This window comes from Pseudomonas sp. FG29 (assembly GCF_057809355.1).
In genome coordinates this window covers 243,196-262,255 of sequence record NZ_JBMDJU010000003.1, presented here as the reverse complement: position 1 = coordinate 262,255, position 19,060 = coordinate 243,196, and the positions used below count along the sequence as shown (strand labels likewise).

General features: G+C 65.5%; 21 protein-coding genes and 1 riboswitch. Of the genes, 13 read left to right on the top strand and 8 right to left on the bottom strand.

Annotation, left to right across the window (positions count from 1 at the left end; translation table 11 throughout):
• Positions 1–54 precede the first annotated feature (54 nt).
• The 3 genes from ACODS1_RS06480 to ACODS1_RS06470 all read right to left on the bottom strand — a co-directional run bounded on the left by ACODS1_RS06480 (position 55) and on the right by ACODS1_RS06470 (position 2,761).
• The gene (locus ACODS1_RS06480) at positions 55–1,320 is read right to left on the bottom strand and encodes an ABC transporter permease (protein ID WP_489085008.1); all 1,266 of its coding nucleotides are present in this window, start codon (positions 1,318–1,320) and stop codon (positions 55–57) included.
• 1 nt (position 1,321) lies between these two features.
• Positions 1,322–2,029, bottom strand: a complete 708-nt coding sequence (locus ACODS1_RS06475) for an ABC transporter ATP-binding protein (protein WP_489085007.1) — start codon at positions 2,027–2,029, stop codon at positions 1,322–1,324.
• A gap of 123 nt (positions 2,030–2,152) precedes the next feature.
• Positions 2,153–2,761 (bottom strand): DUF2796 domain-containing protein, encoded by a 609-nt coding sequence (locus ACODS1_RS06470; protein WP_489085006.1) that lies wholly within the window; start codon positions 2,759–2,761, stop codon positions 2,153–2,155.
• 124 nt (positions 2,762–2,885) lie between these two features.
• On the opposite strand from ACODS1_RS06470, the gene ACODS1_RS06465 reads away from it, so the two are divergent.
• Positions 2,886–3,236, top strand: coding sequence for a hypothetical protein (locus tag ACODS1_RS06465; protein ID WP_489085005.1), 351 nt, complete (start codon positions 2,886–2,888; stop codon positions 3,234–3,236).
• Between the two features lie 196 nt (positions 3,237–3,432).
• On the opposite strand, the gene trxA is transcribed toward ACODS1_RS06465, so the two are convergent.
• From trxA to ACODS1_RS06450, 3 genes are read right to left on the bottom strand one after another with little or no spacing between them, the layout of a single operon-like run.
• Positions 3,433–4,305 (bottom strand): thioredoxin, encoded by an 873-nt coding sequence (trxA, locus tag ACODS1_RS06460; RefSeq protein WP_489085004.1) that lies wholly within the window; start codon positions 4,303–4,305, stop codon positions 3,433–3,435.
• Between the two features lie 54 nt (positions 4,306–4,359).
• Positions 4,360–5,019: a class I SAM-dependent methyltransferase gene (locus ACODS1_RS06455; protein ID WP_489085003.1), complete on the bottom strand. Its 660-nt coding sequence runs from the start codon at positions 5,017–5,019 to the stop codon at positions 4,360–4,362.
• Entirely contained in the window at positions 5,016–5,441 is a 426-nt protein-coding gene (locus ACODS1_RS06450; RefSeq protein WP_489085002.1) for a YbaY family lipoprotein, read from the bottom strand. The genes ACODS1_RS06455 and ACODS1_RS06450 overlap by 4 nt, the downstream gene beginning before the upstream one ends.
• A gap of 99 nt (positions 5,442–5,540) precedes the next feature.
• On the opposite strand from ACODS1_RS06450, the gene nrdR reads away from it, so the two are divergent.
• From nrdR to ACODS1_RS06390, 12 genes are all read left to right on the top strand, one after another.
• Positions 5,541–6,008, top strand: coding sequence for a transcriptional regulator NrdR (gene nrdR, locus ACODS1_RS06445; protein ID WP_003243991.1), 468 nt, complete (start codon positions 5,541–5,543; stop codon positions 6,006–6,008).
• The gene (gene ribD / locus ACODS1_RS06440; RefSeq protein WP_489085001.1) at positions 6,005–7,123 is read left to right on the top strand and encodes a bifunctional diaminohydroxyphosphoribosylaminopyrimidine deaminase/5-amino-6-(5-phosphoribosylamino)uracil reductase RibD; all 1,119 of its coding nucleotides are present in this window, start codon (positions 6,005–6,007) and stop codon (positions 7,121–7,123) included. The genes nrdR and ribD overlap by 4 nt, the downstream gene beginning before the upstream one ends.
• A 194-nt stretch (positions 7,124–7,317) precedes the next feature.
• A riboswitch (FMN riboswitch) is annotated at positions 7,318–7,472 on the top strand.
• A 124-nt stretch (positions 7,473–7,596) separates the two neighbouring features.
• Positions 7,597–8,259, top strand: a complete 663-nt coding sequence (locus ACODS1_RS06435) for a riboflavin synthase (protein WP_322980327.1) — start codon at positions 7,597–7,599, stop codon at positions 8,257–8,259.
• 12 nt (positions 8,260–8,271) lie between these two features.
• On the top strand, positions 8,272–9,351 hold the full coding sequence (gene ribBA, locus ACODS1_RS06430; RefSeq protein ID WP_489085000.1) for a bifunctional 3,4-dihydroxy-2-butanone-4-phosphate synthase/GTP cyclohydrolase II: 1,080 nt from the start codon (positions 8,272–8,274) through the stop codon (positions 9,349–9,351).
• 267 nt (positions 9,352–9,618) lie between these two features.
• Positions 9,619–10,095, top strand: coding sequence for a 6,7-dimethyl-8-ribityllumazine synthase (gene ribH / locus ACODS1_RS06425; RefSeq protein WP_074858119.1), 477 nt, complete (start codon positions 9,619–9,621; stop codon positions 10,093–10,095).
• Complete coding sequence (gene nusB, locus ACODS1_RS06420) at positions 10,092–10,571, top strand: transcription antitermination factor NusB (protein ID WP_322980325.1); 480 nt, start codon at positions 10,092–10,094, stop codon at positions 10,569–10,571. Before ribH ends, nusB begins: the two co-directional genes overlap by 4 nt.
• Before the next feature lie 30 nt (positions 10,572–10,601).
• Positions 10,602–11,555 carry a thiamine-phosphate kinase gene (gene thiL, locus ACODS1_RS06415; RefSeq protein WP_489084999.1) on the top strand — a complete coding sequence of 318 codons (954 nt, stop codon included), beginning with the start codon at positions 10,602–10,604 and terminating at the stop codon, positions 11,553–11,555.
• Between the two features lie 15 nt (positions 11,556–11,570).
• A complete protein-coding gene (locus tag ACODS1_RS06410; RefSeq protein ID WP_322980323.1) occupies positions 11,571–12,098 on the top strand; it encodes a phosphatidylglycerophosphatase A family protein in 528 nt (175 codons plus the stop codon).
• Positions 12,099–12,101: 3 nt separating this feature from the next.
• On the top strand, positions 12,102–12,821 hold the full coding sequence (locus tag ACODS1_RS06405) for an ABC transporter substrate-binding protein (protein ID WP_489084998.1): 720 nt from the start codon (positions 12,102–12,104) through the stop codon (positions 12,819–12,821).
• 17 nt (positions 12,822–12,838) lie between these two features.
• Positions 12,839–13,480 carry a TIGR02281 family clan AA aspartic protease gene (locus tag ACODS1_RS06400; RefSeq protein WP_322980321.1) on the top strand — a complete coding sequence of 214 codons (642 nt, stop codon included), beginning with the start codon at positions 12,839–12,841 and terminating at the stop codon, positions 13,478–13,480.
• A gap of 110 nt (positions 13,481–13,590) precedes the next feature.
• On the top strand, positions 13,591–14,211 hold the full coding sequence (gene ribA / locus ACODS1_RS06395; protein ID WP_322980320.1) for a GTP cyclohydrolase II: 621 nt from the start codon (positions 13,591–13,593) through the stop codon (positions 14,209–14,211).
• Entirely contained in the window at positions 14,208–14,621 is a 414-nt protein-coding gene (locus ACODS1_RS06390; RefSeq protein WP_489084997.1) for an MFS transporter, read from the top strand. The genes ribA and ACODS1_RS06390 overlap by 4 nt, the downstream gene beginning before the upstream one ends.
• A gap of 192 nt (positions 14,622–14,813) precedes the next feature.
• Here the strand turns inward: ACODS1_RS06390 and ACODS1_RS06385 are convergent, their stop codons facing one another.
• Positions 14,814–17,039 carry a methyl-accepting chemotaxis protein gene (locus ACODS1_RS06385; protein WP_489084996.1) on the bottom strand — a complete coding sequence of 742 codons (2,226 nt, stop codon included), beginning with the start codon at positions 17,037–17,039 and terminating at the stop codon, positions 14,814–14,816.
• A gap of 88 nt (positions 17,040–17,127) precedes the next feature.
• Positions 17,128–19,023 (bottom strand): 1-deoxy-D-xylulose-5-phosphate synthase, encoded by a 1,896-nt coding sequence (gene dxs / locus ACODS1_RS06380; protein ID WP_489084995.1) that lies wholly within the window; start codon positions 19,021–19,023, stop codon positions 17,128–17,130.
• Between the last annotated feature and the right edge of the window lie 37 nt (positions 19,024–19,060).

Here is a 19,060-nt window from a genome sequence, read left to right as displayed (position 1 = left end):
ATACCTCGTTGCAGGAGCGCCCGCGCAGTCTACGCGAGGCGCTCCGTTATTGCCTTACAGACGGATCGACAGGCCGTCGGCCAGCGACTGTCGGTAGGCGCGCCAGGCCGGCACGCTGCCCATCAGCAGGGCGGCCAGCAGGATGCCGCCGAGCAGCGTCCATTCGTAGCGGGTCGGTGCGCTCAGCGCCAGATATAGGCCGTAGTTGGCCTGCACGAAGCCCTGTGCCCCGGCGATGCCCAGGTAGAGCAAGGCCAGACCGAAGGCCACGCCGGCCAGAGCCAGGGCGAAGGCCTCCAGCACCAGCAGGCTGGCGATATGCCAGGGGCGTGCGCCCACCGAACGCAGGATGGCCATTTCCCGGCGACGTTCGTTGAGGCTGGTGAGAATCGCCGTGAGCATGCCGATCAGGCCGGTCAGCACGACGAACAGCGAGACCACGAACAGCGCCTGCTCGGCCGTGCCCATCAGGCTCCACAGCTCCTGCAGGGCCACGCCGGGGAGGATCGCCAGCAGCGGTTCGCCACGGAACTCGTTGATCTCGCGCTGCAGGCTGAAGGTGGCGATTTTGCTATTGAGGCCGAGCATGAAGGCGGTGATCTGTTTGGGCTGCAGATCCATGGCGCGGGCCTGATCGGCGCTGACGCGCGCATCGCCTCGGGCTGGCATGCCGTTCTGCCAGTCGATGTGCAACGCCTCCATACCGGCCAGCGAGATGTGCAGGGTGCGATCCACCGGTGTGCCGGTGCGTTCGAGGATGCCGACCACGGTGAAGGGTTTGTCGTCGTGCTGCACCAGGCTGATGGTGGAGACACCATGGGCCAGGACGATCTTTTGCCCCAGGCCATAGCCCAGGGCGCTGGCGACTTCGGCGCCGAGCACTACCTCGAATGGATCGTCGGCGAACGGCCGGCCCTGGGCCAGCTTCAGCGCCTGGGTGCGGGCGTAGCGGTAATGTTCGAAATAGGCGGTGCTGGTGCCCATCACCCGGTAGCCGCGGTGCGAGTCGCCGAGGGAGATGGGGATGGCCCACTTCACCTGCCGGTGATTAGCGAAGTGCTCGAAGCTGTCCCAGCGGATGTTGTTGGTGGCGTTGCCGATGCGGAACACCGAGTACAGCAGCAGATTCACGCTGCCGGAGCGGGCACCGACGATCAGGTCGGTGCCGCTGATGGTGTTGGCGAAGCTGGCACGTGCCTCGGTACGCACGCGCTCGACGGCCAGCAGCAGGCAGACCGACAGGGCGATGGCGAACACCGTGAGCAGCGCGGTGAAACGACGGTTGGCCAGGCTGGCCAGGGCGATACGCAGAAGGTGCATCTCAGACCTCGACAGGCTTGGCGGCGCGGTTGAGTTCGGCCAGCGATAGGCTGCGGTCGAACAGGGTGGCCAGGCTCTGGTCGTGACTGACGAACAGCAAGCTGGCGCCGGCACCGCGGCATTCGGCGAAGAGTAATTGCAGGAAGGCCTCGCGGGCGTCGGCATCCAGCGCCGAGGTGGGCTCGTCGGCAATCACCAGCTCCGGCTGGCCGATCAGTGCGCGGGCAGCGGCAACACGCTGTTGCTGGCCGATGGACAGGCTGTCGGCGCGGCGTTCGAGCAAATCGGCGCGCAGGCCCAGGTGCTCAAGCAGGCCGGTGGCTGCCGCGTCGACGCTGCCATGGCGCTGGATCGCCCGCTGCGCCCGTGCCTGCGAGAAGCGGCAGGGCAGCTCGACGTTCTCGCGCACCGAGAGAAAGGGCAGCAGGTTGAACTGCTGGAAGATGTAGCCGGTGTGGTCGACGCGAAAGCGATCACGGGCGCTGGCTGAGAGCGCGGCCAGATCCTGGCCGAGCAGGCGGATATGGCCGCGCTGGGCCTTCTGCACGCCGCCGAGCAGGCCCAGCAGGGTGGTCTTGCCGCTACCGCTGGGGCCTTTGAGGAACAGGGTTTCGCCCTGTCCCAGGGTGAAGGCGGGGATGTCGAGTAACTCGGGCTGGCCAGGCCAGGCGAAACCGAGGTCGGACAGTTCGATCAGGGCTGAACTCATTGCACACTCATTGGACGTCTTGGATGGCGCTGCATCTGACAGGTGCAGGGATATTACGCAGTTATTCAGCGCGAAACCGCGTCCTGCAGCCCTGGCACGCAGGCGTGCCAGGGGCGGTAGGCGTCAGAAGCTCAGGCGCGGTTGCGCGGCGCTGAGTTCGGCGCCTTGCTGGCCGCTCGGGCCGATCAGTTGCACGTTGACCTTGTGAGTCGCGGGGAAGCGCTTGAACAGCTCGCTCAGATCCAGTTGCTTGAGTGCGTCGACCTGCTTGCAGGAGAGCTGGTAGCTGGCTTCGATATCACTGTGCTCGTGCTCGTGCTCGTCATCGTCGGCATGCTCATGCTCATGCTCATGCTCATGCTCGTGTTCATCGGCATCATCGTCGTGATGAGCCTGGCCACCGAACAGCGGGCTTTCCAGTTCCTGCTTGGTCACCTGGCAGGCGCCAGCGGCCAGGCCGAATAGCTCGATGGGTTTCTCCAGCTCGGCCTTGGCAGCGGCGACTTTGGCCTTGTCCGCATCGCTCTTGGCGGCATGCTCGAAGCCGACGAAGTTCATCGCCGGGCTGTCGACCTGCAGTTCCAGGTTCTGACCGTCGAGGGCCACGTTGAGGCTGGCCACGCCATGCTCGTGCGCGCCGAGGCTGCCGTGTTCATGGTCGTGATCGTCATGAGCCTGGGCGACGGCCAGGGGCAGCAGGGCGAAGGGGAGGGCGAGCAGTAGGCGGCGCATGAGTGGCTCCGTGACGGTTGAAGTTGAGCGTTACGTTATAACAACTTTTTTGTGCGGCTGACCAGTGCGACTTGGCGCTTCGTTCAGCTCGTGGGAGCATGCGCGCCACGACTGGAGGGCAATCATGGTGCGAATACGTGGACGCATAGGCGACTGGCCTGTCGACCTGACGCTGGAACTGGAGCGCGAGGATTGGGCACAGCTGGCGCAAGCGCTACAGAGCGCGCCGCAGTCCGGTGACGTCGCTACAGCGGCGGCTCCGGCGGTTGCGAGCGATGGCCTGTGGCAGACCGCGCTACAACTGGTGCGTGATGCCGGGCAGATCGAAGGCCCGAGGCTGTTGACGCAATTGTCCGCTCTGGCTGGCGGTGACGCGGCCGGCAAGCGTCTGCTGGTGCGCTTGCGGCATTGCGAACAGATCCGTATGGAGACCGGCGTGGATGCGCCGATCTATCACTGGCAGGGGCAGCCATAGGCCGCAGGCTAAGAGGGCTTCATATCCTAGAGCGTGCCGGAGTTCGAGCCGATCGGAAGCAGTACGCCGTTGAGGGGCGTGTTGGGCGTGAGTTGCGGTGCAGGCGGCGGACTGTTCGCTGGCGCTCCTGAGTCCGCCCTACGAGCGGTCGGCATACCGATCCGCTCTGGCTTTTATCTGAGACCTGTAGCCGCTCTTAATAGATCGCCTGATACAGCTTGCGGCGGTAGGTGGTGACCAGCGGGTGGTCGTTGCCGAGCAGGTCGAAGATCTGCAACAGGGTCTTGTGCGGCAGGCCTTCCTGATAGCTGCGGTTACGCACGAACAGTTTGAGCAGGGCGTCCAGCGCGGCTTCGTACTGCTGGCGCGCCAGTTGCTGCACGGCCAGTTGGTAAACTGCTTCGTCGTCCTCGGCATTCTGCGCCAGGCGGCTCTTCAGGGTGGCCGCGTCGGGCAAGTCGGCGGCCTGGCGCAGGAAGGTCAGTTGCGCCTTGGCGCCGGCCAGGGCCTGCTTGTGTTCGTCGCCTTTCACCGCATCGAGCACCACCTGGGCTTCGCCCAGTTCCCCGCGCTCGGCCAGGCAGCGGGCGTAAAGGATCAGCGCCGCACCGTTCTCGTTGTCTTCGGTCAGGATTTGCTTGAGCAGCGCTTCGGCGTCGGCGAAGCGACCTTCAGCGAACAGCGCCTGAGCGGCTTCCATCGGGTCGGCAGCGGCTGGCGCCGGCTCGGCGACATGTGGCTTGAGCATCTCGCGAATCGCCGCTTCCGGCTGAGCACCGGCGAAGCCGTCCACCGGTTGGCCGTCCTTGAACAGCACCACGGTCGGCAGGCTGCGAATGCCGAAGCGCATGACGATGTCCTGCTCGATATCGCAGTTGACCTTGGCCAGCAGCAGCTCGCCGGCGTATTCCTCGGTGATCTTCGCCAGCATCGGCATCAGCGCCTTGCACGGCGCGCACCATTCGGCCCAGAAATCCACCAGTACCGGCTTGTGGAAGGAGTTCTCGATCACCAGTTGCTCGAAGTTGGCGGTGCCGGAGATGTCGAAGATGTAGGGAGAGGCGCTCATGGTCGGTCTCGAAAGGCAGGGCAATGGACTATTAATGCGGGCAGTGCCGCGCGGTTACAAGGGGCGCACGGCGTGATACAGGCTGACTTCGCGGAATTCGGCGGGCTCGGCCAGATCCGGCCAGGTGCAGCCATCGAGCAGGGCCATGCGCTGGTACAGGGGATGCTGGAAATCCTTGACCCGTGAATCGGCCACCAGCGCCTCGCGGCCACGGCTGAGAAAATGATCCAGCAGCGGTAGGTTGGCGCGGTCGTAGAGCACGTCGGCCACCAGAATCAGGTCGAAACGATCGGCTTCGGCGAAGAAGTCCGCCGAGTAGTTCAGCGTCACTCCGTTCAGCTCGGCATTGGCGCGGCAGGCCGCCAGGGCCTGCGGATCGAGGTCGCAGGCCACCACTTCGGCGGCGCCGGCCCTGGCCGCAGCGATGGCCGCCACGCCTGAACCTGCGCCAAAATCCAGCACGCGTTTGCCGCGTACCCATTTGGGGCGCTCGGCCAGCCAGCGCGCCAGCACCAGGCCGCTGGCCCAGCAGAAGCACCAGTACGGCGGTTCTTCGAGGATGCGCCGGGTTTCCTCGGGGTTGAACGCACGATCCATATTGCTGGCGTCGATCAGCCACAGAGCGATATCAGTATCCGGAAGGGGTTCGGCGACCAGGCGGGCATCGCCAAGCAGTTCGCTCAAGGCGTCCTGCAGGTGCTGCGGTGCATTCATGGTGCCGGTACCAGTTGCAGTTGGCCGAGATCCTGGTCGTTCAGGTTGGCGATGGTGCGCGCGGGCAGGCGCTGCACCAGGCGCCCGGACTGGCTGACGCGACCACGCAGTTCGAGACGCTGGCCGGCAGGTGGCATGTCGCTGACGAAGGGCAGGTGGAACGACAGCGGTTCGCCGTCACCTCTCAGGCGTACCTGGCCCAGCAGTTGCTGGGGGCGGCCACGCAGATCGACGGCCAGCAGCGCCAGATCGACGTCGGCGCCCTGGGCCACGCCGAGCAGTTGCCCGTGCAGGCCAGGCTGCGGTGCAACCGGCGTCTGTAGGGGCGTGGCTGGCGCCGCTGCTGCAGCTGGGGGCGTCTCAGGGGCGCTGGAGCAGGCGCCAAGCAGAGGGAGAAGGAGGACGGGCAGGTATCGAATCATGGCGTTTTCGGCTCTGGGGTGTGCGGGTATAGCTTAATTTGTCTTGCCGCTTCTATGCGCTACCATGGCGCCTTTGCCGCCATTTGCCAGCATTTTTCCATGCACTGTCCGTTCTGCGCCGCCAACGACACCAAAGTCATCGATTCGCGCCTGGTTGCCGAGGGCGATCAGGTACGCCGCCGCCGCGAGTGCGTGGCCTGCGGTGAGCGTTTCACCACCTTCGAAACCGCCGAACTGGTCATGCCGCGCCTGATCAAGCAGGACGGCAGCCGCCAGCCCTTCGACGAGGAGAAGCTGCGCGCCGGTATGCAGCGTGCGCTGGAAAAGCGCCCGGTGAGTGTCGAGCGCCTGGAAGAGGCCATCGCCCGCATCAAGCAGCAACTGCGCGCCACCGGTGAGCGCGAGGTGAAGTCGCTTGTGCTCGGTGAGCTGGTGATGACCGAGCTGAGCAAGCTCGATGAAGTGGCCTATATCCGCTTCGCTTCGGTCTACCGGCGCTTTCAGGATCTCAACGAGTTCCGTGAAGAGATCGAGCGTCTGGCGCGCGAGCCGTCGAAAAGCCGATGAGCGAGCGCGATCAGCTGTATATGGCGCGCGCCCTCAAGCTGGCGCGCAAAGGCCTGTATTCCACCCATCCCAATCCGCGTGTCGGCTGCGTCATCGTCCGTGACGGACAGATCGTCGGCGAAGGCTGGCATGCCCGTGCCGGTGAGCCGCATGCAGAAGTGCACGCGCTGCGCCAGGCCGGCGACAAGGCGCGCGGCGCCACGGCCTATGTCACCCTGGAGCCCTGCAGCCATCATGGGCGCACGCCGCCTTGCGCCGATGGCCTGATCGCAGCCGGTGTCAGCCGTGTGGTCGCGGCCATGCAGGATCCCAACCCACAGGTGGCTGGCAACGGCCTGCAGCGCCTCAGGGACGCAGGCATCGAGGTCAGCAGCGGCGTGCTGGAAAGCGAGGCGCGTACGCTCAATGCCGGCTTCATCAAGCGCATGGAGCAGGGGCTGCCGTTCGTGCGGGTCAAGCTGGCGATGAGCCTGGACGGGCGCACTGCCATGGCCAGCGGCGAGAGTCAGTGGATCACCGGTCCGGCCGCACGTGCCGAGGTGCAGCGCCTGCGCGCCCGCGCCAGCGTGGTGCTGAGTGGCGCCGACACGGTACTGGCCGATGATGCGCGCTTGACCGTGCGCCCGGACGAGCTGGGCCTCGGCGCCGAGCTGACCGCCCTGGCGCAGCGCCGTCCGCCACTGCGCGTATTGGTCGACGGACGTTTGCGCGTGCCGTTGGATAAAGCCTTCTTCCAGGCCGGCCCGGCGCTGGTGGCGACCTGTGCGGCGGCGGCCGCACGTGACCGCTATCTTGCCGACGGCCATGAGTTGCTGGCCGTGCCGGGCAGCAATGGCCATGTCGACCTGCGCAAGCTGCTGCGCGAACTGGCCGGGCGTGGCGCCAACGAGGTGCTGGTCGAGGCCGGGCCGCGCCTGGCCGGCGCCTTCGCGCGCGCCGGGTTGGTCGACGAGTTCCGCATCTTCATGGCGCCGAAACTGCTTGGCTCCAGCGCGCGCCCCTTGCTCGACCTGCCGCTCAACCGTATGGCCGAAGCGCCCGAGCTGCAGATTCTCGATATCCGCGCGGTGGGCGAGGATTGGCAAATCACCGCGGTGCCCAAGGCGCGCAGTTAGCTCTGTTGGTGGGAGCGGATTTATCCGCGAAGAGGGCTGACGTCGGCACCGCCAGGATCGCGAATGAAGCGCAACGCCGCCCGAGATCCGGCAAGCGCATGGGCATGCGCGACATCGCCGCTAGTAGCCGCTGCTGGCACCATGCGCCACAGCGATAAATATGGTAAAACGCCACGCGGCCAATCGATTGGCCGCAACGTTCTCAGGGCGGGGTGCGATTCCCCACCGGCGGTGATGGCAGCTTCTGCCTAGCCCGCGAGCGCTCGCCACGGCACCTGCCGCGCGAGGTCAAGCAGACCCGGTGCGATTCCGGGGCCGACGGTATAGTCCGGATAAAGAGAGAGCGGGATTCCCTCCTCGGGTGGCCTGTGCCTGCCCGTGAAATCCCTATCGATCGGCATTTGCCCTGTTTTTGACCAAAACAGGAGTTCATCCATGCTGTGCATCATCTTCAAGCGAGGTTCGGAGGACGCATGTTCACCGGCATAATCGAAGCCATCGGCAGCATCCGTGCCATGACGCCCAAGGGCGGCGACGTACGTGTCTACGTGGCCACCGGCAAACTCGATCTGGGCGACGTCAAACTCGGCGACAGCATTGCCGTCAACGGCGTGTGCCTGACGGCCGTTGAGCTGCCTGGCGACGGCTTCTGGGCCGATGTCAGCCGCGAAACGCTGGCGCGTACCGCCTTCGTCGACCTCAAGCCCGGCAGTGCCGTGAACCTGGAGAAAGCCCTGACGCCCACCAGCCGCCTTGGCGGGCACCTGGTCAGCGGCCACGTCGATGGCGTCGGCGAGATCGTCTCGCGCGCCGACAACGCTCGTGCCGTGCAATTCAAGGTGCGCGCCCCGCGTGAGCTGGCCAAGTACATCGCGCACAAGGGCTCGATCACTGTCGACGGCACCAGCCTGACGGTCAACGCCATCGATGGCGCCGAGTTCGAGCTGACCATCGTGCCGCACACCCTGGCCGAGACAATCATGGTCGACTACCAGGCCGGGCGTAAGGTCAACCTCGAGGTCGACCTGCTGGCGCGTTACCTGGAGCGCCTGCTGCTCGGTGACAAGGCCGCCGAGCCCAAGGCCTCGGGCCTCACCGAAAGCTTTCTCGCCGAACACGGCTACCTGAAGAATTGAGGAGACGCCCTGATGGCGCTCAACACCGCTGAAGAACTGATCGAAGACATCCGCGCCGGCAAGATGGTCATCCTCATGGATGACGAGGATCGCGAGAACGAAGGCGACATCATCATCGCCTCCGAATGCGTCACCGCCGAGCACATCAATTTCATGGCCCGCTTCGCCCGTGGCCTGATCTGCATGCCGATGACCCGCGAGCGCTGCGAGCTGCTCAACCTGCCGCTGATGGCGCCGCGCAACGGTTCCGGTTTCGGCACCAAGTTCACCGTCTCCATCGAGGCCGCCGAGGGCGTGACCACCGGCATCTCCGCCGCCGACCGCGCGCGCACCGTGCAGGCCGCCGTGGCGCGTAATGCCGTGGCCGCCGACATCGTCAGCCCGGGCCATATCTTCCCGTTGATGGCGCAGCCGGGCGGCGTGTTGGCCCGCGCCGGCCATACCGAAGCGGCCTGCGACCTGGCGCGCATGGGCGGTTTCGAGCCGAGCGGGGTGATCTGCGAGATCATGAACGACGACGGCACCATGGCCCGTCGCCCGGAGCTGGAGAAATTCGCCGAGCAGCATGGGTTGAAGATCGGCACCATCGCCGACCTGATCCACTACCGCCTGATCCACGAGCGCACCGTCGAGCGCATCAGCGAGCAGCCGCTAGATACCGAGCTGGGTCAATTCAACCTGGTAACCTACCGCGACGCGGTGGAAGACACCGCGCACATGGCGCTGATCCTGGGCACGCTCTGCGCCGAAGAACCGACCCTGGTGCGGGTGCACAACATGGATCCGCTGCGCGATCTGTTCCTGGTCAACCAGCCGGGGCGCTGGAGCATGCGCGCGGCCATGGCCGAGGTGGCCAAGGCTGGCAGCGGCGTGGTGCTGTTGCTCGGCAACCCGCTGACAGGGCCGGAGTTGCTGTCCTTGCTGGGGCGTCAGCAGCCGAGCACGCCAGCCACCTACAGTACGGTGGGTGCTGGTTCGCAGATTCTGCGTGACCTAGGTGTGCGCAAGATGCGCCTGATGAGTTCGCCGATGAAGTTCAACGCGATATCCGGCTTCGATCTCGAGGTTGTAGAATACCTGCCGGCTGACTAAAAGCGGCCCGAAGGGCCAAAGCTGATGGCCCTCTCCCATTCATGGGAGAGGGTGCCTGAAGGGCGGGAGAGGGTGTTATGGCCTACGCCGAACCCTCTCCCTCGGCCCCTCTGCCATAAATGGGAGAGGGGAGCAAAAGCATGTAGCCCGGATGCAATCCGGGAAGATCGGCACAGTGGCCCCGGATTGCATCCGGGCTACGTGACCGAATGAATTTATTTTTCGGGGCCAAACCGCCCCGGCTCTTTAACCCATGTGAGACCCGTCATGACCCTGAAGACCATCGAAGGTACCTTCATCGCCCCGCAGGGCAAATACGCCCTGGTGGTAGGCCGTTTCAACAGCTTCGTCGTCGAGAGCCTGGTCAGCGGCGCCATCGACGCCCTGGTGCGCCATGGCGTGCAGGAAAGCGACATCACCATCATCCGTGCGCCGGGTGCCTTCGAAATTCCGCTGGTTACCCAGAAAGTCGCCCAGCGTGGCGAGTACGCGGCGATCATCGCCCTCGGCGCGGTCATCCGTGGCGGCACTCCGCACTTCGAGTACGTGGCCGGCGAGTGCACCAAGGGCCTGGCCCAGGTCTCCATGGAATACGGCGTACCGGTCGCCTTCGGTGTACTGACCGTCGACTCCATCGAGCAAGCCATCGAACGTTCCGGCACCAAGGCGGGTAATAAGGGTGCCGAAGCGGCGCTGTCTGCTCTGGAAATGGTCAGCCTGCTGGCGCAGTTGGAGGCCAAGTGAGCAATTCCGGCAACGGCCAGCCGGCCAAGAAAGGCCCCAGCGGCAAGATTCTCGCTCGTCGCGAAGCCCGTACCCTGGCCATGCAGGCCCTGTACTCCTGGCATATCGCCGGGCAGCCGCTGAACGAGATCGAAGCGCAGTTCCGCGTCGACAACGATTTCAGCAAGGTCGACGGGGCCTACTTCCACGAGATCCTGCACGGTGTGCCGCGCAACAAGACCGAGCTGGACGCAGCCTTCGCACCCCTACTCGATCGTCCGCTGGAAGACATGGATCCGGTCGAACTGTCGATCCTGCGCCTGTCCACCTATGAGCTGATGAACCGTGTCGACGTGCCTTACAAGGTCGTGATCAACGAGGGCATCGAGCTGGCCAAGGTGTTCGGCGCCACCGACGGGCACAAGTTCGTCAACGGCGTACTGGACAAGCTGGCGCCCAAGCTGCGTGCAGCGGAAGTCGGCGCCAACAAGCGTTGAGTCCGACACTCCAGGCGACAGGCATGGCCCGTGGGTGAGTTCGAGCTGATCCAGCGTTACTTCGCCGCTGCCCCCTGCGCGCAGGGTGGTGACGGCGTGGTGCGGGGCATCGGTGACGATTGTGCACTGCTGGCGTTGCCGCCCGCTGAGCAACTGGCGGTGTCTACCGACACCCTGGTGGCGGGGGTGCATTTTCCTACCGCTTGCGATCCCTTTCTGCTGGGCCAGCGGGCCCTGGCAGTTTCAGCCAGTGATCTGGCCGCCATGGGTGCGACGCCGATGGCCTTCACCCTCGCGCTGACCCTCGACCAGGCCAATGCCGCCTGGCTGGAGGCCTTTGCCAAGGGCCTGCAGCAGATGGCAGCAGCCTGCACGCTGGCGCTGGTCGGTGGCGATACCACCCGCGGCCCGCTGAGCATGACCCTTACGGTATTCGGCCGGGTGCCGGCTGGGCAGGCGCTGACCCGTGCTGGCGCCCGAGTGGGCGATCTGCTTTGCGTGGGCGGTGAGCTGGGCGATGCCGCTGGCGCCTTGCCGCTGGTGCTGGGCCAGCGCCAGGCAGTTGCCGAGATTGCCGAGCCCTTGCTCGCGCGTTACTGGTCGCCCACGCCGCAATTGGCGCTGGGCCAGGCATTGCGTGGTCTGGCGACGGCGGCTCTGGATATTTCCGATGGCCTGTTGGCCGATTGCGGGCATATCGCCAAGGCCTCCGGCGTCGCCCTGCAGATCGAGGCCGCCCGTGTTCCGCTGTCTGCCGCCTTGTGTGCGCTGGCCGGTCATGAACACGCGTTAGCCTGCGCCTTGTCCGGTGGCGACGACTACCGTCTAGCCTTTACCGTGCCGCCCGAACGCTTGTCTGCCGTTCAGGCACAGTGGCCCGAAGTGCGTATGATCGGCCAGGTGCTGGCCGGGCAAGGTGTGCAGCTGCTGGATGCGGCGGGGCAGGCTATCGAAGTGCCGCGTGGCGGCTACCAACATTTCTGACAGAGCGGAGTGCGTGTGACCGATCACCCCAACCAGGTTCCCGCCGAATACGTACCGCCCTCGGTATGGCGCAACCCCTGGCATTTTCTCGCCTTCGGCTTCGGCTCCGGCACCCTGCCCAAGGCGCCAGGTACCTGGGGCTCGCTGGTGGCGCTGCCCTTCGTGCCGCTGTGGCAGATGCTGCCGGACTGGGGCTACTGGCTGATGCTCGGCGTGACCATGCTGTTCGGCTTCTGGCTGTGCGGCAAGGTCGCCGATGACCTGCGCGTGCACGACCACGAGGGCATCGTCTGGGACGAGATGGTCGGCATGTGGATCACCCTGTGGCTGGTGCCCGAGGGCTGGGGCTGGCTATTGGCCGGTTTCCTCATGTTCCGCCTGTTCGACATCGTTAAACCCTGGCCGATTCGCTGGATCGACCGGCATGTGCATGGCGGTGTCGGCATCATGCTCGATGACGTGATCGCCGGTGTGTTCGCCTGGCTGGCCATGCAGGGGCTGGTCTGGGGCTGGGCCCGCTATGGTTCTTTGCTGGGGTTCTAGGTCATGAAGCGTCGCTGGCTGATCCCGCTGCTGTGCCTCTGCCTGGCGCCCCTGGCGCACACGAGCGAGCCGCCGAAGGATATCCACCTCGTAAGCGAGGTCTGGCGCGATTACAGCAACGCGGATGGCAGTGGTCTGGCCTGGGACGTACTGCGCAAGGTGTTCGAGCCTGCTGGCGTGCGCCTGCGCATTCAGAGCGAGCCCTACACCCGTTCGATCGGTCTGGTGCAGCGCGGCGAGGCCGACGCCTGGGTTGGCTCCTACCGTGACGAAGTGGAGAACGTGATCTACCCCAAGTGGCACTACGACAATGACCATATCGTCGCGCTGGGGCTCAAGAGCAAGCCTGAACCGACCCTGGATACGCTCGGCCGCTATCGCCTGGCCTGGATACACGGTTACGGATTTCAGGAATATCTGCCCGGTGTGCGCGATTACCGGGAAGTGCGGCGGCGAGGCGGTATCCTCGGTATGCTCGATCTCGGCTATGCCGACTTCTATGTCGACTCGATCACCGAGGTCACGGATGTGCTGGGCGATGCCCAGCAGCCCGAGCGCTATCACGTGACCCGGCTGACCGATCTGCCGCTGTTCCTTGGCTTCTCCGCGACCTCGCGCGGCCGTCAACTGGCTGCGACCTTCGACCAGCGCATGGAGCTGCTGGTCGCCAGTGGCGAGCTGCGGCCGATCTTCGAGCGCTGGCAACAACCCTATCCGTTCTGAGTCAGGAGGCTGTGTCCATGTTGCGTCGTGCCATCCTCGCCCTTTCTCTGCTGGGCGTAGCGGCCGCATGTCCGGCCTCTCAGGTGCAGGTCGTCGGGTTGTTCCCGGGGGCGGCCGTGATCAATGTCGACGGCCAGCGCAAGCTGGTTCGCGAGGGCCAGAGCGGCCCTGGCGATGTCATGGTCGTACGGGTCGACAAGCAGGGCGCGATCCTGCGTGTCGATGGCGTCGAGCGTCTCTATCCCCTCAGCCGTGAGTACAGCAGCGGCTTTGCCGAACCGGTTAAGAAACGCCTGAGCATTGCCAAGGGGCCGGGCGGCCACTACTGGATCACCGGTTCGATCAACGGCCAGAGCGTACCGTTCCTGGTCGATACCGGTGCCACGTCGGTTGCCCTCAATGAAGGCCAGGCGCGTCGCCTGGGCATCGACTTTCGCGTCAAAGGGCAACCGCTGACGGTGAGCACGGCCAGCGGTAATGCGCGTGGCTGGCGGGTCAGCCTGGATCGGGTGAAGATCGGCGACATCGAGGTGCTGGGTGTCGAGGCCGTGGTGCTGGAGGGCGGTGCGCCCGCCGAAGCCCTGCTCGGCATGAGCTTCATGAGTCGCGTGGGCTGGCGCGAGGAGCAGGGCATGCTGGTGCTGGAGTCCAAGCTTTGAGGCCGTTATTGGCTGTTTCGATGCCGATGATCGGCAATTCTGACTGACCCGCCGACGGGGCCTGCTGCTACAATGCCGGCCCGTTTCGTATTCACTGCCAGGAGCATCCGGTGTCCGTCGTCTTCGTCGCCGCCTCCCAACTGCCTACGCCTTTCGGCGTGTTCACCATGCACGGTTTTCTCGACGAGGCGACCGGCAAGGAACACGTCGCCCTGACCTTCGGCGATGTGGCCGATGGCAAGCCGGTACTGGGTCGCCTGCACTCCGAGTGCCTGACCGGTGACGCCCTGTTCAGCCTGCGCTGCGACTGCGGTGCGCAGCTCGAAGCCGCGTTGCAGGCCATCTCCGAAGAAGGGCGGGGGGTATTGCTGTACCTGCGCCAGGAGGGCCGTGGCATCGGCTTGCTGAACAAGATCCGCGCCTATGAGCTGCAGGATGGTGGCGCCGATACCGTCGAGGCCAACGAGCGCCTGGGCTTCGGGGCCGACCAGCGTGATTACGCCATCTGCCTGCCCATGCTCGAGCACCTGGGCATCAACAGCCTCAAGCTGATGACCAACAATCCACGCAAGGTGAAGGCCCTGGAAGGCTTCGGCCTGTGTGTGGCCGAGCGCAAACCACTGCAGGTGGGGCAGAACCCGCACAATCGCAGATACCTCGCGACCAAGGCCGGCAAGCTCGGGCACATGCTCGGCAACCTGCACCAGGGCGAGGCTGAGGAGGCCGTGTGACGCGGGCTCAGGTCAAGCGCCGCCTGGCTTTGGCCTGGTGGCGGCAACTGGCTGTTGCCGTGGCCCCGGTGCTGGTCTTCAACCTGTTGTTCGGCGATGGCGAGCGCAGTGTGCTGGCCATGCCACTGTTCGTCGCCGGCATGGCCTCGATGTTCATCAGCCTGCCCCTGTTCCATGCCTACAAGCGTGCCCTGATCGCCACGGGCAAGGCGCTCGATACGGCCGATGAGCCGGCAGCCTGGCTGGAACTCGACCGCGTGCGCCTGCGCGCGCTGCTCGGTGCCGCCGCCCCGGCCTGGATCGCCGCGCTGGCGGTCTTCGCCGGCCTCGAAGCGGTACCGCTGGTGCTGCTGACCTTCTCCAGCGTCGTCATCCACCTGCTTTACCGCATTCCTCGCCAGCTCGCCTGAGCCCTAACGGGCACTTCTAAAAACTACCTGCGTTGCCATCGCTGCGTTAGAAATAGGCTCGCGTGCGAGCCCAGTCAAAATGCTCATTTACAGCGCGTAAAGTCGAACGCGACTCCGAGCGTTTTTCGCCTGTTTTTGTGGGGCCGCCATCGGTATTGCGCTGGCTACCTCGCCTACGTTTTTAGAGGTGCCCTAACGCATCACCAGTGCCGGCTGCACGTTGGCCGAGCGCATGCGCACGCCCGGGCTTTCGCGCGGGCGCTCCTGGCGGCTGAGGCGGCTGGCGGTCTTGTGCAGATCAAGCACCAGTTGCGCCAGAGCCTGGGCCGTCTGCAGGGTGTCGGCGGCGCTCTGGCTGCTGCGCTCGGCGGCGCCGGTGATGGCCTGGGCCTGTTCGCTCACTGCGCGGGCCTGCGCCAGTTGCGCCTGCATGCTCTGGCTGAGCTGGCCAAGGCGCCGTTGCATCCCCTCCACTTCGCTGTGGATACGCGCCAGGGCGGTATTGGCTTCGTCGGAACGGTCGACGCTGCGGCGTGCGGCCTCCTGGCAGGTCTGCATGCTGTGCATGGTTTCCAGTGTCTGCTGACGCACGCCACTGAGCGTGCTGGCGATTTCCTGGGTGGCCTGAGCCGTGCGCTGGGCCAGGTTGCGTACTTCATCGGCGACCACGGCGAAGCCACGTCCGCTGTCGCCGGCCCGTGCCGCTTCGATGGCCGCATTGAGGGCCAGCAGGTTGGTCTGGTCGGCGATGCTGCGGATCGATTCGCTGATGTGCTGCACCTCCTCGGTCTGCCGGTTGAGTGCTTGCAGGGCGACGCTGGATTGTTCGATGCGTTCGGCCAGTTGCGCGACATCCTGTGCGTTCTGCAGCACTGCCGCGCTGCCCTGTTGGGTCATCTCCATGGCCAGGCGCGAGGCGCGCTCGCTGTCGAGGATGTGCTCCGTGGCTTCACCGATGTTGTGGTTGACCTCGACCATGGCGCGCGCAGCGGTGACTGCGGCCGCCTGGCCCTGGGCCGCATATTGGCTGGCCGCCATGGAAGTCTTTCCGAGGCTGTCCGAGGTGTGCTGCAGGGCGCCGCCAGCTGCGACGATGCCCTGCATGGTCTGATCCATCTTGTCGACGAAGCTGTTGACCCAGCCGGCTAAAGCGCCGGTCTCGTCGTTGGCGAAACGCTGCAGAGGCAAACGGTTGCTCAGGGGGGCGCCGCATTCGGCGGTGTCGAGGAAAAACTCGGAGAGTGCCTGCAGCTTGCGCGTGCGTGGGCGCAGGCTGAACGTCCAGAAGGCCAGCAGCATCAGTGCCGTGCAGGCCAGCCCTAGCACGCTGGAATAGGCCGGTAGCCATTGCTGCAGTTGCCATTGCAGGCCAAGCAGTACCAGCAGGCCCAGCAGCAGGTGGCTGAACAGGCTGTAGCTGAGGCTGCGCTGGCGGTAGACCTCTTCCAGGTCGCCTTCGCACATCAGGCCCCAGGTGTCGGGCGAGCCGGGCATCTGCAGGGTCTGGCCGGCGCCGATGACCGGGACGTGGCGGTAGTCCGGGTAGCCCGGGTAGAGCACGAACAGATTGCTGCCCTGGCGGATGGTCTCACGCACGCCCGGGTGCAACTCGCCGGTGGCGGGAGCGGTGAAGCGCAGTTCGAATTCGGTGTGTTTCTGCACCTTAACTGTGCCGAACGGGGTGCGAATGCCCTGTTTCAGGTTGTCTCCGCCGCTGAAGGTGGCGTCCTCGAAACGCGAGCGCGACAACGCCGTACCGGTGGCAATCTGCGGGTCGTAGCGGCTGTCCACCATGAACAGGTAGTTGTCGCCGGAGTCGCGGTAGACATGGCCGGCTTCACGCTGGATCAGGTCGCTCATCACATCGTTGGGAATGCGCGCACAGAGGCAACCCAAGCGCTTGCCAGCCTGTTGCAGAGGCTGATGGAACATCAGCGTCACGGCGTCGTGGAACTGCGAGGTGGTGGGCGGCAATTGTGCGGTGAGCGGGTCGATGTATGGGCCGAGCAGAAACGGTGCTTCCAGGCCGGCGGCGAGCGCCTTGGCGTCATGGCGCTTGCCCTGCTGTGGCGCATGGGTGGAAGCGAGGATGATGCCACTGGCATCGACCACGAACAGCTCGGCGATTTCCGGCATGTGGCGGCGTGCCTGCTCGAGGTGCTCCGGGTTGGCGCTGGGCCAGCTGGCCACCAGCCCCTCGGCGATCAGCTCCAGGGCCTGCCAGTGCTGGCGCGCCCAGTTTTCCAGAAGTTCGACGCGGCTTCTGGCCAGGCCACTGAAGGTCTTCTCGACCTGCGCGGCCTGCCCGGCATTGAGCAGGCAAGACCAGCGCATGGCCAGCTTGCCGGTCTTGCCAAACCACGGCAGCCAGCGTCGTTCGCTGCCGTGAAAATTCATCGTGTGACTACGTAACTGCATGACTACGCCCCTGTCGGTCGCCAGACGATCCTTGCCGTCTGGCGTAGCCCAGTCACGCTGCAACTATTGGGCCGAAAGGGGCGTGAAATCAGGCCTGCAGGTGGGCGAGGCGTTCGCGTACCGCGTGTTCGATACCGGCCTCGTCGAGACCGCATTCGGCGAGCATCTGGCTGGGCTTGGCGTGCTCGACGTAGTAGTCGGGCAGGCCGAGGTGCAGCATCGGCACCTGGCGGTTCTCGGCGGCGAAGAATTCGCTGACCGCGCTGCCGGCGCCGCCCATGATGCTGTTTTCCTCGATGGTCACCAGCAGCGTGTGGCTGCCTGCCAGTTCGCGCAGCAGGGCTTCGTCCAGCGGTTTGACGAAGCGCATGTCGACCACCGTGGCGTCCAGCGTTTCGCCTACGCGCAGCGCTTCGGCCAGTTGCACGCCGAAGGCCAGCAGGGCGACGCCCTTGCCCTGGCGACGCACGACCGCCTTGCCGATCTCCAGCGGCTCCAGGCCGGCATCGAGTGCCGCGTTGGGGCCGGTGCCACGCGGGTAGCGCACCGCTGCCGGGCCGTCGAACAGGTGGCCGGTGGTGAGCATGCGGCGCAACTCGTTCTCGTCGCTCGGGGTCATCACCAGCATGCCGGGGATGCAGCGCAGGTAGGACAGGTCGAAGCTGCCGGCGTGGGTCGGGCCGTCTTCGCCGACCAGGCCGGCGCGGTCGATGGCGAACAGCACGTCGAGGTGCTGCACGGCCACGTCGTGAATCAGTTGGTCATAGGCGCGCTGGAGGAAGGTGGAGTAGATCGCTACCACTGGCTTGGCGCCTTCGCAGGCCATGCCGGCGGCCAGGGTTACGGCGTGCTGCTCGGCAATCGCCACGTCGAAGTAACGATCGGGAAAGCGCTCGCTGAAGGCCACCAAATCCGAGCCTTCCTTCATCGCCGGGGTGATGCCGACCAGGCGGTTGTCGGCTGCGGCCATGTCGCACAGCCACTGGCCGAACACGTTGGAGTATTTCGGGCCGCTGGGCTTCTTCGGTGCAGCGACAGGCGTTACCGGCTCCAGCTTGGTGATGGCGTGGTAGCCGATGGGGTCGGCCTCGGCTGGGGCGAAACCCTTGCCCTTCTTGGTCACCACATGCAGGAACTGCGGGCCGTCGAGGTCGCGCATATTGCGCAGCGTCGCGAGCAGGGTTGGCAAGTCGTGGCCGTCGATGGGGCCGACGTAGTTCCAGCCCAGCTCCTCGAACAGGGTGCCGGGCACCAGCATGCCCTTGGCGTGTTCCTCGACCTTGCGCGCGATTTCCCAGGCGCCGGGCAGGCGCGAGAGGATCTTCTTGCTGCCCTCGCGCATGCTGGCGTAGGTGCGGCTGGAGATGATCTTGGCCAGGTAGTTGGACAGGCCGCCGACATTCTTCGAGATCGACATGTCGTTGTCGTTGAGAATCACCAGCATGTTGGCGCCGACATCGGTGGCGTGGTTGAGCGCTTCGAAGGCCATGCCGGCGGTCAGTGCGCCGTCGCCGATCACCGCTACGCTCTTGCGCTTCTCGCCTTTCAGACGGGCGGCGATGGCCATGCCCAGCGCTGCGCTGATGCTGGTGCTGGAGTGGCCGACGCCGAAGGTGTCGTACTCGCTCTCGCTGCGCCGCGGGAAGGCGGCCAGGCCGTCCTTCTGGCGCAGGCTGCCCATGCGCTCGCGACGGCCGGTGAGGATCTTGTGCGGGTAGGCCTGGTGGCCGACGTCCCACACCAGGCGGTCATCGGGGGTGTCGAAGACGTAGTGCAGGGCGATGGTCAGCTCGATCACGCCGAGGCCGGCACCGAAGTGCCCGCCGCTCTGGCCAACGCTGTAGAGCAGGTATTGGCGCAGTTCGTCAGCGAGGGTTTCCAGGTCCGCTTCGGCCAGGCGGCGCAGTTCGTCCGGCGTGTTGGCGCTGTCGAGCAGCGGCGTCAACGGGCGCTCGCGGGGGATCTCGTGGAAAGTGGTCGGCATCAGGCGAATCGTTATAGGCGTAAAAGATGCGGCAGTT

Coding starts and splice junctions, on each gene's coding strand:
- ribD (WP_489085001.1), top strand. CDS start 6,005: ATGAGCGAGCGCGATCAGCTGTATATGGCGCGCGCCCTCAAGCTGGCG.
- ACODS1_RS06405 (WP_489084998.1), top strand. CDS start 12,102: ATGAAGCGTCGCTGGCTGATCCCGCTGCTGTGCCTCTGCCTGGCGCCC.
- ribH (WP_074858119.1), top strand. CDS start 9,619: ATGACCCTGAAGACCATCGAAGGTACCTTCATCGCCCCGCAGGGCAAA.
- ACODS1_RS06475 (WP_489085007.1), bottom strand. CDS start 2,029: ATGAGTTCAGCCCTGATCGAACTGTCCGACCTCGGTTTCGCCTGGCCT.
- ACODS1_RS06435 (WP_322980327.1), top strand. CDS start 7,597: ATGTTCACCGGCATAATCGAAGCCATCGGCAGCATCCGTGCCATGACG.
- ribBA (WP_489085000.1), top strand. CDS start 8,272: ATGGCGCTCAACACCGCTGAAGAACTGATCGAAGACATCCGCGCCGGC.
- ACODS1_RS06455 (WP_489085003.1), bottom strand. CDS start 5,019: ATGAATGCACCGCAGCACCTGCAGGACGCCTTGAGCGAACTGCTTGGC.
- ACODS1_RS06450 (WP_489085002.1), bottom strand. CDS start 5,441: ATGATTCGATACCTGCCCGTCCTCCTTCTCCCTCTGCTTGGCGCCTGC.
- dxs (WP_489084995.1), bottom strand. CDS start 19,023: ATGCCGACCACTTTCCACGAGATCCCCCGCGAGCGCCCGTTGACGCCG.
- ACODS1_RS06400 (WP_322980321.1), top strand. CDS start 12,839: ATGTTGCGTCGTGCCATCCTCGCCCTTTCTCTGCTGGGCGTAGCGGCC.
- ACODS1_RS06480 (WP_489085008.1), bottom strand. CDS start 1,320: ATGCACCTTCTGCGTATCGCCCTGGCCAGCCTGGCCAACCGTCGTTTC.
- ACODS1_RS06385 (WP_489084996.1), bottom strand. CDS start 17,039: ATGCAGTTACGTAGTCACACGATGAATTTTCACGGCAGCGAACGACGC.
- trxA (WP_489085004.1), bottom strand. CDS start 4,305: ATGAGCGCCTCTCCCTACATCTTCGACATCTCCGGCACCGCCAACTTC.
- nrdR (WP_003243991.1), top strand. CDS start 5,541: ATGCACTGTCCGTTCTGCGCCGCCAACGACACCAAAGTCATCGATTCG.
- ACODS1_RS06470 (WP_489085006.1), bottom strand. CDS start 2,761: ATGCGCCGCCTACTGCTCGCCCTCCCCTTCGCCCTGCTGCCCCTGGCC.
- ACODS1_RS06465 (WP_489085005.1), top strand. CDS start 2,886: ATGGTGCGAATACGTGGACGCATAGGCGACTGGCCTGTCGACCTGACG.